The organism is Alterinioella nitratireducens, assembly GCF_013155465.1.
Classification (GTDB): Bacteria; Pseudomonadota; Alphaproteobacteria; order Rhodobacterales; family Rhodobacteraceae; genus Alterinioella; species Alterinioella nitratireducens.
This window is the reverse complement of sequence record NZ_JABJVX010000002.1, coordinates 162,846-176,959: the sequence shown is the minus strand read 5'-3', so window position 1 is coordinate 176,959 and position 14,114 is coordinate 162,846. Positions and strand designations below refer to the sequence as shown.

The following is a 14,114-nucleotide window of genomic DNA, read 5'->3' as shown; positions in this document are numbered from 1 at the left end:
ATGTCAGCGTAAGCTATTGATGTTACGTATATTTCTGTATGATAAGTCAATTATACTTACCTTTAATGCGACTCCGGACAGAAATTCGGTGTGGAAATCCACAGGAAATATGAATATAGGTCAGCATCACTGTCTTTTCACGAGAAATCGCACACTTTATAGGGTGGCTTTGGGTCTTATGCCGAAGTTTCGAGGGGCGCGCCATGGCTGAACAGAAGATGCTGAAATTCGTGACCGTGGGCAAGGACATGCCCGAAAAGCGCAGCGCGGATACGCGGCGGCAGGATTTTCACGAGATCTATGGCGAATACGCGCGCGAGAAGGCGGCCGAGCAGGCGGGCCGGTGCAGCCAGTGCGGCGTGCCCTATTGCCAGACCCATTGCCCGCTGCACAACAACATCCCCGACTGGCTGCGCCTGACCGCCGAGGGGCGCTTGCAGGAAGCCTATGAGCTGAGCCAGGCCACCAACACCTTTCCGGAAATCTGTGGCCGCATCTGCCCGCAGGATCGCCTCTGCGAAGGCAATTGCGTGATCGAGCAATCCGGCCACGGCACCGTCACCATCGGCGCGGTCGAGAAATACATTACCGATACCGCCTGGGAGGAAGGCTGGGTCAAGCCGATCGCGCCCAAGTCCGAGCGGCCCGAGAGCGTCGGCATCATCGGCGCGGGACCGGGGGGGCTTGCCGCCGCCGACCGTCTGCGCCGTGCCGGACTCCAGGTCACCGTCTATGACCGCTACGACCGCGCGGGCGGGCTGATGACCTATGGCATCCCCGGTTTCAAGCTGGAGAAGGACGTCGTGATGCGCCGCAACGATCAGCTGGAACAGGGCGGCGTCGCCTTCCGGCTGAACTGCAATGTCGGCGAGGAGATCGGCTTTGCCGAGATCCGCGAAGCCCATGATTTCGTGGTCATCGCCACCGGCGTCTACAAATCCCGCGATCTGCCGGGGCCGGGTTCCGGGGCTGCTGGTCTTGTCCGGGCGATTGATTTTCTGACCGCGTCGAACCGCAAGAGCTTTGGCGATGACGTGCCCGAGTTCGACTCGGGCGAGCTCAATGCCGAGGGCAAGCGCGTCGTCGTGATCGGCGGCGGCGACACCGCGATGGACTGTGTGCGCACCGCCGTGCGGCAGGGTGCGACATCCGTGAAATGCCTCTATCGCCGCGACCGGGCCAACATGCCGGGGTCGCAGCGCGAGGTTGCGAATGCCGAGGAAGAGGGCGTGGAATTTGTCTGGCTGACCGCGCCCAACGGCTTTGCGGGCGACCCCGTGACCGGCACGATGGTGCAGCGGATGCGGTTGGGACAGCCCGATGTGACCGGCCGCCAGAGCCCCGAATTGATCGAAGGCGCGGATTATGTCGAGGAGGCCGACCTGGTCATCAAGGCGCTGGGGTTTGAACCGGAAGACCTGCCCGCCTTGTGGGACCAGCCGGAGCTGGAGGTCACCCGCTGGGGCACCGTCAAGACCAGTTTCCAGACCCATGAAACCAACCTGCCCGGTGTCTACGCGGTGGGCGATATCGCGCGCGGCGCGAGCCTTGTGGTCTGGGCGATCCGCGACGGGCGCGAGGCGGCGGATGCGATCCTGGAGCGGCTCGCCACATCCGCCTCGGTCGCGGCGGAATAGGGTTAACGGGGCGGATCGGGGCGAATTTCGGCCTGTCACCCCCCGTACACCCCCCGATGCACCCCCTGTGCAGACCGGGATGTGCTATGCGGGCAAAACGGGAAACCGGAGATTTGTTAATGGTCAAGGAGGCTGACATGTTTCTATCCATCCGCGCCGCACTCACCCTTGGGGCGCTGGCAATTGTGCCGGCCCTCGCCCCTGCACCCGCCTCGGCGCAGGGGGCGGGCACGGTCACGCCGCCGCCGGGTTGCACGGCGTTCATGACGGTGCAGTCGCGCGGCTGTTTCGTGTCGCATTACTGGACCTGCGAAGGCGATCCCGAGGGCACGCATTGGCGCATGTCGATGGATGGCGACGGGCCGTTTGCCCTGTCGCAAACCGATCGCGAGTTCCGCTGGCTGCTGTCCTATGACCTGCGCAATGGCGGGCAGAACACGCTGATCACGCCCGAGGAAGACCCGGCCTCGGTCACCGAGCTTTTCGCGACCGGCAGCGATTCCATGGTGTTCAGCACGATCTACGAGAGCCCCGGCGGAATGCGCATCCAACGCGATTACACCGGGTTCGACCGGCTGACCGGCGAGACGGTCGAGATCGACGGGCGGGTTCTGAACCGGACCGAGTTCTCCTATCAATACGACCTTGGCGAAGGTCCGCGCCGGGTTGAGGGAAATCAATATGTCCACGAGGGATGGCGCATCTTCTTCGGCGGTCAGGAAGTGACCACGCTGCCGAGCGGCGAAACAATCGAAAGCGACAATTCCCCGATGGAGTTCGCCGAACCCGGCGAGCGCGGCTTCCTGTCGGATCAGCCGCTCTACGATTGCGGAGACATGATGTCATGAGCCGCCGACATCCGCCCGCTTCCCGAGACAAGGACCACCCCGCCGTCGCCCGGACACCCCTGCGCAGGCCCCAGAATGAAGGAACCCCGCAATGACCAAATACGATGCCAACTGGGCCCGCGCCGAGCAGGAAAAGCGCAAGTGGATGGCGGAAAACAGTCTCTATTCCGAGGCGGATGAGCATTCCTCCTGCGGGGTGGGATTGGTCGTGTCGCTGGACGGCAAGCCGCGCCGGTCGGTGGTGGAGTCAGGGATTGCCGCGCTGAAAGCGATCTGGCATCGCGGCGCGGTCGATGCCGATGGCAAGACCGGCGATGGCGCGGGTATTCACGTGCAGATCCCCGTCACCTTCTTCTACGACCAGATCCGCCGCACCGGGCATGAGCCGGATTGGGACCAGCTGATCGCGGTCGGCCAGGTCTTTCTGCCGCGCAACGATTTCGGCGCGCAGGAGACCTGCCGCACCATCGTGGAATCGGAAGTTCTGCGCATGGGCTATTACATCTATGGCTGGCGCCATGTGCCGGTGAACATCGCCTGCCTGGGCGAGAAGGCCAACGCGACCCGGCCCGAGATCGAGCAGATCCTGATCTCGAACAGCAAGGGCGTGGATGAGGAGACCTTCGAGCGCGAGCTTTACGTCATTCGCCGCCGGATCGAGAAGGCGGCCTTTGCGGCGGGGGTGCGCGAGCTCTATCTGGCGAGCCTGTCGTGCCGGTCGATCATCTACAAGGGCATGATGCTGGCCGAGCAGGTCGCCGAGTTCTACCCGGATTTGCAGGATGACCGCTTCGAGAGCGCCTTTGCGATCTACCACCAGCGCTATTCCACCAACACCTTTCCGCAATGGTGGCTGGCGCAGCCGTTCCGGATGCTGGCCCATAACGGCGAGATCAACACGCTGAAGGGCAACCTGAACTGGATGAAAAGCCACGAGATCCGCATGGCGTCGAATTATTTCGGCGACCTGGCCGAGGATATAAAACCCATCGTTCCGGGGGGGTCGAGCGACTCTGCAGCACTTGATGCGGTGTTCGAGGTGCTGGTGCGGGCAGGCCGCAACGCGCCGATGGCCAAGACGATGCTGGTGCCCGAGGCCTGGTCGAAATCCACCACCGAGCTGCCCAAGGCGTGGCGCGACATGTATTCCTACTGCAACAGCGTCATCGAGCCCTGGGACGGCCCCGCCGCGCTGGCGATGACCGACGGGCGCTGGGTCTGCGCCGGGCTGGACCGCAACGGGCTGCGGCCGATGCGCTATGTGGTGACGGGCGACGGGCTGCTGATCGCGGGCTCCGAGGCCGGGATGGTGCCGGTCGACGAGGCGAAGATCGTCGAGAAGGGCGCGCTGGGCCCCGGCCAGATGATCGCGGTGGATATGGTTGAATCCAAGCTCTACCACGATGCCGAGATGAAGGACATGCTGTCGGCCTCGCGGCCCTTCGGCGACTGGGTGGGCCGGATCACCGAGCTGGAGAGCGAGACCGCCGGCCTGACCGAGACCCGCGACTACCAGGGCGAGGATCTGCGCAAGCGCCAGATCGCGGCGGGCTACACGATAGAGGAGCTTGAGAGCGTGCTGGCCCCGATGGGCGAGGACGGCAAGGAGGCGCTGGCCTCGATGGGCGACGACACGCCGAGCGCGGTGCTGTCCTCGACCTACCGGCCGCTGAGCCATTATTTCCGGCAGAATTTCAGCCAGGTGACAAACCCGCCCATCGACTCGCTTCGCGAGTTCCGGGTGATGAGCCTCAAGACCCGGTTCGGCAACCTCAAGAACGTGCTGGACGAGGATTCGAGCCAGACCGAGATCCTGGTGCTGGAAAGCCCCTTTGTCACCAATGCGCAATTCGACGCGATGCTGGGACATTTCGGCAAGAACGTGACCACCATCGACTGCACCTTCCCGGGCGATGGCGACCGGGGCGCGCTGCGCAAGGCGCTGGACCGGATCCGGGCCGAGGCCGAGGATGCGGTGCGTTCGGGCGCGGGGCATCTGGTGCTGAGCGACCGGGCGCAGGATGAGGACCGCGCCGCCATGCCGATGATCCTGGCGACCAGCGCGGTGCATAGCTGGCTGACGCGGCAGGGCTTGCGCACCTTCTGTTCGGTCAATGTGCGATCCGCCGAATGTATCGACCCGCATTACTTTGCGGTGCTGATCGGGGCGGGGGCGACGACCGTGAACGCCTACCTGGCGCAGGACAGCCTTGCCGACCGGATCGACCGGGGGCTGCTGGATTGCGACCTGACCACGGCGATGGCGCGCTATCGCAACGCGATTGACCAGGGGCTGCTCAAGATCATGGCGAAGATGGGAATCTCGGTGATCTCCTCCTATCGCGGCGGGCTGAATTTCGAGGCTGTGGGGCTGTCACGCTCCATGGTGGCCGAGTTCTTCCCAGGCATGCTCAGCCGGATCAGCGGCATCGGCGTGACCGGTGTGCAGCGCAAGGCCCTTGAGGTTCACGCGCGCGGCTGGAAGGCGGGCACCGACCTGCTGCCCATCGGCGGCTTCTACAAGGCGCGACGCTCGGGCGAGAAACACGCCTGGGAGGCGCAGACCATGCACATGCTGCAAATGGCCTGCAACACCGCGTCCTACGAGATGTGGAAGCAATACAGCGCCAAGATGAAGGCGAACCCGCCGATCCATCTGCGCGATCTGTTGGAGATCAAGCCGCTGGGCAAGCCGGTGCCGATTGAGGAGGTCGAAAGCATCACCTCGATCCGCAAGCGCTTTGTCACGCCGGGGATGAGCCTGGGCGCGCTGAGCCCCGAGGCGCACCGGACCCTGTCCATCGCGATGAACCGGATCGGCGCGAAGTCGGATTCCGGCGAGGGCGGCGAAAGCCCCGATGATTTCACGCCGGAACCCAATGGCGACAATGCCAGCGCCAAGATCAAGCAGGTGGCATCCGGTCGCTTCGGCGTGACGGCGGAATACCTGCTGGCCTGCGAGGAGCTGGAGATCAAGGTCGCGCAGGGCGCCAAGCCCGGTGAGGGCGGGCAGTTGCCGGGCATGAAAGTGACCGAGCTGATCGCCAAGCTGCGCCATTCGACGCCGGGAGTCACGCTGATCTCGCCGCCGCCGCATCACGACATCTATTCCATCGAGGATCTGGCGCAGCTGATTTACGACCTCAAGCAGATCAACCCGCGCGCCAAGGTGACGGTGAAGCTGGTGGCAAGCTCGGGCGTCGGCACGATCGCGGCGGGCGTGGCCAAGGCCAAGGCCGATATCATCCTGATCTCGGGCCATAATGGCGGCACCGGCGCATCGCCCGCGACGTCGATCAAGTTTGCGGGGCTGCCCTGGGAAATGGGCCTGACCGAGGCCCATCAGGTGCTGGCGATGAACCACCTGCGGGGCCGCGTCACGCTGCGCACCGATGGCGGTTTGCGCACGGGCCGCGACATCGTCATGGCCGCGATGATGGGGGCCGAGGAATATGGCATCGGCACCGCCGCCCTGATCGCGATGGGCTGCATCATGGTGCGCCAGTGCCAGTCGAACACCTGCCCGGTCGGCGTCTGCACCCAGGACGAGAAACTGCGCGACAAGTTCACCGGCAGCGCCGAAAAGGTGGTGAACCTCATCACCTTCTACGCGCAGGAGGTGCGCGAGTTGCTGGCCGCCATCGGCGCGCGGTCGCTCGATGAGGTCATCGGTCGGGCCGATCTGCTGAGCCAGGTCAGCCGGGGCAATGCGCATCTGGACGATCTCGACCTCAACCCGCTTCTGATCACCGTCGATGGGGCGGACCGGATCGTCTATGACCGCGACAAGCCGCGCAATGCGGTGTCGGACACGCTGGACGCCAAGATCGTGCGCGATGCCGACCGGTTCCTGCGTGACGGCGAGAAGATGCAGCTCAGCTATGCCGTGCAGAACACGCTGCGCACCATCGGCACGCGCACATCCAGCCATATCGTGCAGAATTTCGGGATGCGGAACGATCTTCAGCCCGATCACCTGACGGTCAAGCTGGAAGGCTCCGCCGGGCAATCCCTGGGGGCTTTTGCCGCGCCGGGATTGAAGCTGGAGGTGTCGGGCGATGCCAACGACTATGTCGGCAAGGGCCTGTCGGGCGGCATCATCGTGGTCCGGCAGGCACAGGTCAGCCCGCTGAAGGCCGATGAGAACACGATCATCGGCAATACCGTGCTTTACGGCGCGACCTCCGGCTACCTTTTTGCTGCCGGTCGGGCGGGCGAGCGCTTTGCCGTGCGCAATTCCGGCGCGCATGTGGTGATCGAGGGCTGCGGCTCGAACGGGTGCGAATACATGACCGGCGGGGTTGCGGTGATCCTGGGCTCCATCGGGGCCAATTTCGGCGCGGGCATGACCGGCGGCATGGCCTATCTCTACGATCCAGACGGGGCGTCGGTGGTCAACATGAACATGGAGACGCTGGTGACCGCCCCGGTGATGGACGGCCATTGGGAGGATGAGCTGCGCGGCCTGATCGAGCGTCATGCAGCCGAGACAGGGTCACGCAAGGCGGCCGATATACTGCAGCATTGGGATATGGAACGGGGGCATTTCCTGCAGGTCTGCCCCAAGGAGATGCTGGCCAAGCTGCCCTATCCGCTGGCGGTCGAGGATCAGGCCGTGCCCGCCGAATAGGGGCGGGAGCAAGGGGATAACGGGCGCGCCTCGGCCACCGGGGCGCGCCTTTTTCTTGTGCAATGCGGAAAAGTTGAACGAGAATCCGGGGGCGCGGTTTGCCTTGTCTTCACGAGTTGGCCGGTAGGCAGGGGCAGATGCGTTTGTCCCGAGGCCGCCCATGCCCACCACATATACAGACCAGTTCTTTGTCATCGACCCGGCAAACCCGCCCCCCTCCGGCACCAGCCTGACGGTGCAGAATTACGATTTCGTCGACAGTGACGATAATGGTTTCATCCAGCCCGGCGTGGGCGACACCGCCAACGGGGCCGAGGTCACCAGCGTCTGGATTGACGACACGATCACCGTGACGATGGGTGGCAGCACGGTCACCATCACCGGCGTGACGTTCTACCTCGACGGGCAGCCCGCGATCTTCACACCGACCGATGGCACGGTGTTGGAGGACGCGACCTTCCAAAGCGCCACCTATGTCACCGACAGCACCCAGGTGCCGGTGGGTGAATTGGGGCCGCCCTGTTTCACCCCCGGCACGGTGATCGAGACCGAGACCGGCCCGCGCCTGATCGAGACGCTGGCGCCCGGTGACAGGGTGCTGACGCGCGACCGGGGGATGCAGCCGGTCCTGTGGATCGGTCGCCGAACAATGCCCGGAACCGGTGCCTTCGCGCCGGTGCGCTTCGCGGCGGGGGCCATCGGCAACCCCGATCCGCTGACCGTCTCGCCGCAACACCGGATGCTGGTCACCGGCTGGCGGGCGGAGCTTTACTTTGGTGAGGCGGAGGTGCTGGTGGCGGCCAGGCACCTGGTCAATGGCAACACGATCCGGCAGGTGGAGAGGGCCGAGGTGACCTATATCCACCTGCTCTTCGCGGCGCATGAGATCGTGATGGCGGGCGGCGTCCCGTCGGAAAGCTTTTTCCTGGGCCATGCCCTGCGCGCCTGCGATGCCGACACGCGGGCCGAGCTTCTGGCGCTGTTCCCCGACCTCGCCCCCGGTGCGCGCGACCTGGTCCCGGCACGGCAGGTGGCGCGCCGGTTCGAGGGGGCAGTGCTGGCGGCGTGATCAGAGGTCAATCGCCACGGTCTCGGTCTCGGGCCACAGGGCCTCGCTGGTGGCGATCGTCGCGGCGAAGGTGATTGCCATGCCGGCGGCGGCGAGGATCAGGGTAAATCGGGTCATTGCGGGCCATCCTCTTGCGGTTCAGAGGTGACACGGGCCGCCGCCGGGTTTCCGTCGCTCTCAGCCCGGAAAACTGAACGCGTCCCGGCTGTAGCCCTGCAAATAGAGCAGCGCCGTCAGGTCGCCGTGATTGATGCGGATGTCGCACTCGGCCTGGACGGAAGGTTTCGCGTGCAGCGCGACGCCGGTGCCCGCCAGATGCAGCATTCCCAGGTCATTGGCCCCGTCGCCCACGGCGATGACATCCTCGACCCCGATCCCCAGGCGGGCAGTGATCTCCTGCAAGGCCGCGACCTTGGCGTCGCGCCCCAGGATGGGCAGGGCGACGGTGCCGGTCAGTTTTCCGCCCCCTTCCAGCAGCGTGTTGGCCCGGTTCTCGTCAAAGCCCAGATCGGCGGCCACCCGCGCGGTGAAGGCGGTGAACCCGCCCGAGACCAGCGCGGCATAGGCCCCCTGCGCCTTCATCGTCGCCACGAGTTCCGCGCCCCCTGGCATGAGGGTAATGCGGGTCGCCAGCACGGTGTCGATGACCGAGACGGGCAGATCCTTCAGCAGGCCGACCCGTTCGGTCAGCGCCGCCTCGAAATCCAGCTCGCCATTCATCGCCCGCGCGGTGATGCAAGCGACATGATCGCCGACGCCCGCCTCGGCGGCCAGTTCGTCGATACATTCCTGGCAGATCATGGTGCTGTCCATATCGGCCAGCAGCATTTTCTTGCGGCGGTTGCCGTCGGGCTGGATCACCAGATCGACGCCCTGCGCCTGCAGGCTCTGCCAGACCTCCCATTGGTTGGCGGGCAGGGTGGCCAGACCGAATTCGGCGGCCTCATCCGGAGACAGCCAGAGAATATCGCCGCCGCCCCAGGCATTGCGCAGGCTATCTGCAAGCGCGGGATCGAGGGCACCGGGACGGGCGATGAGGGTGGCGATGAACATTGGGCAGTTCCGAGGCAAGTCGCGTTTCCGACCGCATAGCCGCATTTTCCGACTTGTGCCAGCCGGTGCTTGGCCCTATCCCGGCAGGTGGGACACCCCTCCCCAACGAGGGGCGCTTATCTGGAAGGATACCAGCAATGGTTAAGACGATCCCGGCCGCGCGGCCGGTCACCAAACCTGTCGCCGTTCCGGCGAACCCGCGCTTTTCATCCGGCCCCTGTGCCAAACCCCCCACATGGACATCCGACGCCCTGGCCGATGCGCCTTTGGGCCGCAGCCACCGTGCCGCGATCGGCAAGGAGAAGCTGCGCGCCGCGATCGAGGGCACGCGCGAGATCCTCGGGATTCCCGCCGATTACCGGATCGGGATCGTACCGGCTTCGGATACCGGCGCTTTCGAGATGGCGATGTGGTCGCTGCTGGGGGAACGCCCGGTGCAGATGGTGGCCTGGGAAAGCTTCGGCGCGGGCTGGGTGACGGATGTGGTCAAGCAGCTCAAGATCGACGCCAGCACCCATGTCGCCGACTATGGCCGCATCGTCGACATGGCCGCTTTGGACTACGATCAGGACGCGTGCTTTACGTGGAACGGCACCACCTCGGGGGTGCGCGTGCCCTCGGGCGATGTGATCCCGGCGGACCGCGAGGGCCTGACGCTGTGCGATGCGACAAGTGCGGCCTTCGCGCAGGATCTGCCCTGGGACAAGCTGGATGTGACGACGTTCTCCTGGCAGAAGGTGATGGGCGGCGAGGCGGCGCATGGGATGCTGGTGCTGTCCCCCCGCGCGGTCGAACGGCTGGAGAGCTACACGCCCGCCTGGCCGCTGCCCAAGATCTTCCGCATGACCAAGGGTGGAAAGCTGATCGAGGGGATTTTCGAGGGTGCCACGATCAACACGCCGTCGATGCTGTGCGTCGAGGATTACCTCTTCGCGCTGAACTGGGCGCGGGAGGTTGGCGGGCTGGAGGGCCTGCGCGCGCGAGCCGATGCCAATGCGCGCGCGATCTGGGATTTCTGCGACAGCCGCGACTGGATCGCCAACCTGGCGGAAGACCCCGCGACGCGGTCGAACACCTCGGTCTGCCTCAAGTTCACCGATGAGCGGATCACGGATGGCGCGGCGTTTGCCAAGGCTGTTGCGAAGCGGCTGGAGGCGGAGGGCGTGGCACTTGATATCGGGGCCTACCGGGATGCGCCGGCGGGCCTGCGCATCTGGTGCGGCGCGACGGTCGAGACCGCCGATATCGAGGCGTTGCTTCCGTGGATCGACTGGGCCTATGAGGCCGAGATTTCCAACGCATGACCGGGTGGCGGGGTCAAACCCCGCCCTACCCATGACCTGTAGGGCGGGGCTTTCCCCGCCACCCCTCCATATTCAAAAAGGACCAGACCCATGGCCCCCAAAGTTCTCGTATCCGACAAACTCAGCGAAACCGCCGTGCAGATCTTCCGCGATCGCGGCATCGAGGTGGATTTCGAACCCGCGCTTGGCAAGGACAAGGATGCGCTTCTGGCGCGCATCGGCGACTATGACGGCCTCGCCATCCGTTCGGCCACCAAGGTGACGGAAAAGATCCTGGCCGCCGCGCCCAATCTGAAAGTCATCGGCCGTGCCGGGATTGGCACCGACAATATCGACAAGGTCGCGGCCTCCAAGCAGGGCGTGATCGTGATGAACACCCCCTTTGGCAACATGATCACCACCGCCGAGCACGCCATCGCGATGATGTTCGCCGTGGCGCGGCAAATCCCCGAGGCCAGCGCCTCGACCCATCAGGGCAAATGGGAGAAATCCCGCTTCATGGGGGTCGAACTGACCGGCAAGACGCTTGGCGTGATCGGCGCGGGCAATATCGGCGGCATCGTCTGCGACCGGGCCAAGGGCCTCAAGATGAAGGTCATGGCCTATGATCCGTTCCTCTCCGAGGAGAAGGCCGAGAAGATGGGCGTGCGCAAGGTCGAGCTGGAGGAGCTGTTCGCCCATGCCGATTTCATCACCCTGCATGTGCCCTATACCGAGCAGACCGCCAATATCCTCAGCCGCGAGAACATCGCCAAGCTGAAACCGGGCGTGCGTGTCATCAACTGCGCGCGCGGCGGGCTGGTCGATGAGGCGGCTTTGGCCGAGGCGCTGAAATCGGGCCATGTCGCGGGGGCGGGCTTCGACGTGTTCGAGGTTGAGCCTGCCACCGACAGCCCGCTTTTCGGCCTGCCCAACGTGGTCTGCACCCCGCATCTGGGGGCGGCAACAACCGAGGCGCAGGAAAACGTGGCGTTGCAGGTGGCCGAACAGATGTCGGATTACCTGCTGACGGGCGCGGTGCAGAACGCGCTGAACATGCCGTCGGTCACGGCGGCAGAGGCCAGGATCATGGGACCGTGGCTGAAGCTGGCGGGCCATCTGGGCAGTTTCGTCGGCCAACTGACCAAGGAGGCCATCGAGGAGATTCACATCACCTATAACGGTGTCGTCGGCACCATGAACCTTGAGGCGCTGAATTGCGGCGTGATCGCGGGGATCATGAAAGCGGTGAACCCGGATGTGAACATGGTCTCGGCCCCCGTCATCGCGCGCGACCGGGGCATCGAGATCTCGACCACCGCGCAGGACAAGACCGGTGCCTTCGAGGGCTATATAAGGCTGGAGGTGAAGACCGAGCTGCGCCAACGCTCCATCGCGGGGACGGTGTTTTCCGACGGCAAGCCGCGCTTCATCCAGATCAAGGGCATCAATATCGACGCCGAGGTGGGCGAGCACATGCTCTACACCACCAATAATGACATGCCGGGGATCATCGGCACCCTGGGCCAGACCATGGGCGAAAACGGCGTCAACATCGCCAATTTCACCCTGGGCCGGTCCGGTGCGGGCGAGGGCGCGATTGCGCTGCTTTACCTCGATGAACAGCCGCCCGCGCATGTGCTGGAGAAACTGCGCGCCACCGGCATGTTCATGCAGGTCACGCCGATGGAGTTCACCGGTGTCTGACGCCGCGTGACGTGTCGCCGCGCGTCAGATCAGACGATAGCGACGCGCGGCGAATCCTCCTAAGGTTTCGCCAAATCCCAGTGGAGGCACATATGAACGATATTGTAATCCTGTCCGGCGCGCGCACCGCCATCGGCACGTTCGGCGGATCGCTGGCGGCCACACCGCCGATCGACCTCGCCAGCACGGCGACCAGGGCGGCGCTGGAACGTGCGGGCGTCGAAGGGGGCCAGATCGGCCATGTCGCCTTTGGCCATGTCATCAACACCGAACCGCGCGACATGTATCTGAGCCGCGTCGCCGCGATGGATGCGGGCATCCCCGACAGCACGCCCGCGATGAACGTCAACCGGCTGTGCGGGTCCGGCGCGCAGGCGATTGTCTCGGTGGTCCAGAACCTCGCGCTGGGCGATGCCGATTTCGGCGTTGCGGGCGGGGCCGAGAACATGAGCCGCTCGCCCTATATCCTGCCCGCCGCGCGGTGGGGCCAGAAGATGGGCGATGCGGGCGCGCAGGACATGATGCTTGGCGCGCTCTCCTGCCCGTTCGGCACCGGCCATATGGGTGTGACGGCGGAAAACGTCGCGGGAGAACATGACATCAGCCGCGAGGCGATGGACGCTTTCGCGATGGAAAGCCAGGAGCGTGCCGCCAAGGCCATTGCCGAAGGCCGGTTCAAGGACCAGATCACGCCGGTGCAGGTGCGGGTCAAGCGCGACATGGTCGATTTCGACACGGATGAACATCCCAAGGCCACCAGCCTCGAACAGCTGGCGGGCCTGCGCCCGGTGTTCCAGAAGGATGGCCGCGTCACGGCGGGCAATGCCTCGGGCATCAATGACGGCGCGGCGGCGATTGTGCTGGCGCGATCCGAGGCGGCGGAAAAGGCCGGGCTGAAACCGCGCGCGCGTGTGTTGGGCTATGCCCATGCCGGTGTGCGCCCCGAGGTGATGGGTATCGGCCCGGTGCCTGCGGTCGAGGCGCTGCTCAAGCGGATCGAATTGAGCGTCGAGGATTTCGACGTCATCGAATCGAACGAGGCGTTTGCCGCGCAGGCGCTGGCGGTGAACAAGGGGCTGGGGCTGGACCCGGCCAAGGTGAACCCCAATGGCGGCGCGATTGCGCTGGGCCATCCGGTCGGCGCGACCGGCGCGATCATCACCATCAAGGCGCTGCATGAGCTTGAGCGGATCGGTGGCAAGCGCGCGCTGATCACCATGTGCATCGGCGGTGGGCAGGGCATTGCCCTGGCGATCGAGCGTATCTGAAAGCCTATCCGACAAACAGAAACGCCCCCCGGCCTTGCGGCTGGGGGGCGGTCCCGTGAGCCAGGTCAGGGGCTCCGCGGGGGGACGCGGCCCAGGACCTGATCGGGGGGGAGAGACGGGTTATTCGTCTTCCTGGCTCATGGCCCGCTGTTGGGCAAAGATGCGCGCGGCGGTCGCGTTGGTGCTGTAGCTCTGGGTCGAGATCACTTCCGTCGTGCCGAGACCGGCCGCGGGATAGGGAAACTCGTCACTCGAGCGGGCTTCGGCCTGGAAGATGCCGCTGGCGTCGCCGCTGCTGGAACCTTGCAGGTAGAGCTCCATGTTGTTGGCGGCCTGACGCTCGAAGATGGCCTGGGCGGTGGGGTTGGCCGCGGCCAGGGTCGGAACGGCAAGGGCGGCAATGAGGGCGGTGGTGGTCAGGGTCAGGGTTTTCATAATGTAGTCCTTTCGGAGTGCGGTGTGTGTGTGTCGTGGTGAAGGTCGCTGCCTTCGATACAATCAAACCTATGCCTCCCGCTGCTGTGTTTCACCCAACGAACGCGCGAAAACCGCGTGATATTGGTGCGTTCATGCACATCGCGATCTGCCCCAACGGCGGCACCGTCATAGCCGGTTACAA

General features: G+C 65.0%; 9 protein-coding genes. 7 read left to right on the top strand and 2 right to left on the bottom strand.

Annotation, left to right across the window (positions count from 1 at the left end; genetic code table 11):
- Nucleotides 1-203 precede the first annotated feature (203 nt).
- From HNS34_RS04010 to HNS34_RS03995, 4 genes are all read left to right on the top strand, one after another.
- Complete coding sequence (locus HNS34_RS04010; RefSeq protein ID WP_172318268.1) at nucleotides 204-1,637, top strand: NAD(P)-dependent oxidoreductase; 1,434 nt, start codon at nucleotides 204-206, stop codon at nucleotides 1,635-1,637.
- A 137-nt stretch (nucleotides 1,638-1,774) separates the two neighbouring features.
- Entirely contained in the window at nucleotides 1,775-2,485 is a 711-nt protein-coding gene (locus tag HNS34_RS04005; RefSeq protein ID WP_172318266.1) for a hypothetical protein, read from the top strand.
- Between the two features lie 91 nt (nucleotides 2,486-2,576).
- Nucleotides 2,577-7,115 (top strand): glutamate synthase large subunit, encoded by a 4,539-nt coding sequence (gene gltB / locus HNS34_RS04000; protein WP_172318264.1) that lies wholly within the window; start codon nucleotides 2,577-2,579, stop codon nucleotides 7,113-7,115.
- Nucleotides 7,116-7,275: 160 nt separating this feature from the next.
- Entirely contained in the window at nucleotides 7,276-8,184 is a 909-nt protein-coding gene (locus tag HNS34_RS03995) for a Hint domain-containing protein (protein WP_172318262.1), read from the top strand.
- A gap of 177 nt (nucleotides 8,185-8,361) precedes the next feature.
- Here the strand turns inward: HNS34_RS03995 and serB are convergent, their stop codons facing one another.
- On the bottom strand, nucleotides 8,362-9,237 hold the full coding sequence (gene serB, locus HNS34_RS03990) for a phosphoserine phosphatase SerB (RefSeq protein ID WP_172318260.1): 876 nt from the start codon (nucleotides 9,235-9,237) through the stop codon (nucleotides 8,362-8,364).
- A 137-nt stretch (nucleotides 9,238-9,374) separates the two neighbouring features.
- Here serB and HNS34_RS03985 point away from each other — a divergent pair, with 137 nt between their 5' ends.
- The 3 genes from HNS34_RS03985 to HNS34_RS03975 all read left to right on the top strand — a co-directional run bounded on the left by HNS34_RS03985 (nucleotide 9,375) and on the right by HNS34_RS03975 (nucleotide 13,495).
- Nucleotides 9,375-10,541, top strand: a complete 1,167-nt coding sequence (locus HNS34_RS03985; RefSeq protein WP_172318258.1) for a phosphoserine transaminase — start codon at nucleotides 9,375-9,377, stop codon at nucleotides 10,539-10,541.
- A gap of 90 nt (nucleotides 10,542-10,631) precedes the next feature.
- On the top strand, nucleotides 10,632-12,227 hold the full coding sequence (gene serA, locus HNS34_RS03980; protein ID WP_172318256.1) for a phosphoglycerate dehydrogenase: 1,596 nt from the start codon (nucleotides 10,632-10,634) through the stop codon (nucleotides 12,225-12,227).
- Between the two features lie 92 nt (nucleotides 12,228-12,319).
- Nucleotides 12,320-13,495 (top strand): acetyl-CoA C-acyltransferase family protein, encoded by a 1,176-nt coding sequence (locus tag HNS34_RS03975; protein WP_172318254.1) that lies wholly within the window; start codon nucleotides 12,320-12,322, stop codon nucleotides 13,493-13,495.
- 120 nt (nucleotides 13,496-13,615) lie between these two features.
- Here the strand turns inward: HNS34_RS03975 and HNS34_RS03970 are convergent, their stop codons facing one another.
- Nucleotides 13,616-13,930: a hypothetical protein gene (locus HNS34_RS03970; RefSeq protein WP_172318252.1), complete on the bottom strand. Its 315-nt coding sequence runs from the start codon at nucleotides 13,928-13,930 to the stop codon at nucleotides 13,616-13,618.
- Nucleotides 13,931-14,114 lie beyond the last annotated feature (184 nt).

Bases quoted from the DNA above. Each gene is read 5' to 3' on its own strand.
- HNS34_RS04010 (WP_172318268.1), top strand. From the start codon at position 204: ATGGCTGAACAGAAGATGCTGAAATTCGTGACCGTGGGCAAGGACATG.
- HNS34_RS04005 (WP_172318266.1), top strand. From the start codon at position 1,775: ATGTTTCTATCCATCCGCGCCGCACTCACCCTTGGGGCGCTGGCAATT.
- gltB (WP_172318264.1), top strand. From the start codon at position 2,577: ATGACCAAATACGATGCCAACTGGGCCCGCGCCGAGCAGGAAAAGCGC.
- HNS34_RS03995 (WP_172318262.1), top strand. From the start codon at position 7,276: ATGCCCACCACATATACAGACCAGTTCTTTGTCATCGACCCGGCAAAC.
- serB (WP_172318260.1), bottom strand. From the start codon at position 9,237: ATGTTCATCGCCACCCTCATCGCCCGTCCCGGTGCCCTCGATCCCGCG.
- HNS34_RS03985 (WP_172318258.1), top strand. From the start codon at position 9,375: ATGGTTAAGACGATCCCGGCCGCGCGGCCGGTCACCAAACCTGTCGCC.
- serA (WP_172318256.1), top strand. From the start codon at position 10,632: ATGGCCCCCAAAGTTCTCGTATCCGACAAACTCAGCGAAACCGCCGTG.
- HNS34_RS03975 (WP_172318254.1), top strand. From the start codon at position 12,320: ATGAACGATATTGTAATCCTGTCCGGCGCGCGCACCGCCATCGGCACG.
- HNS34_RS03970 (WP_172318252.1), bottom strand. From the start codon at position 13,930: ATGAAAACCCTGACCCTGACCACCACCGCCCTCATTGCCGCCCTTGCC.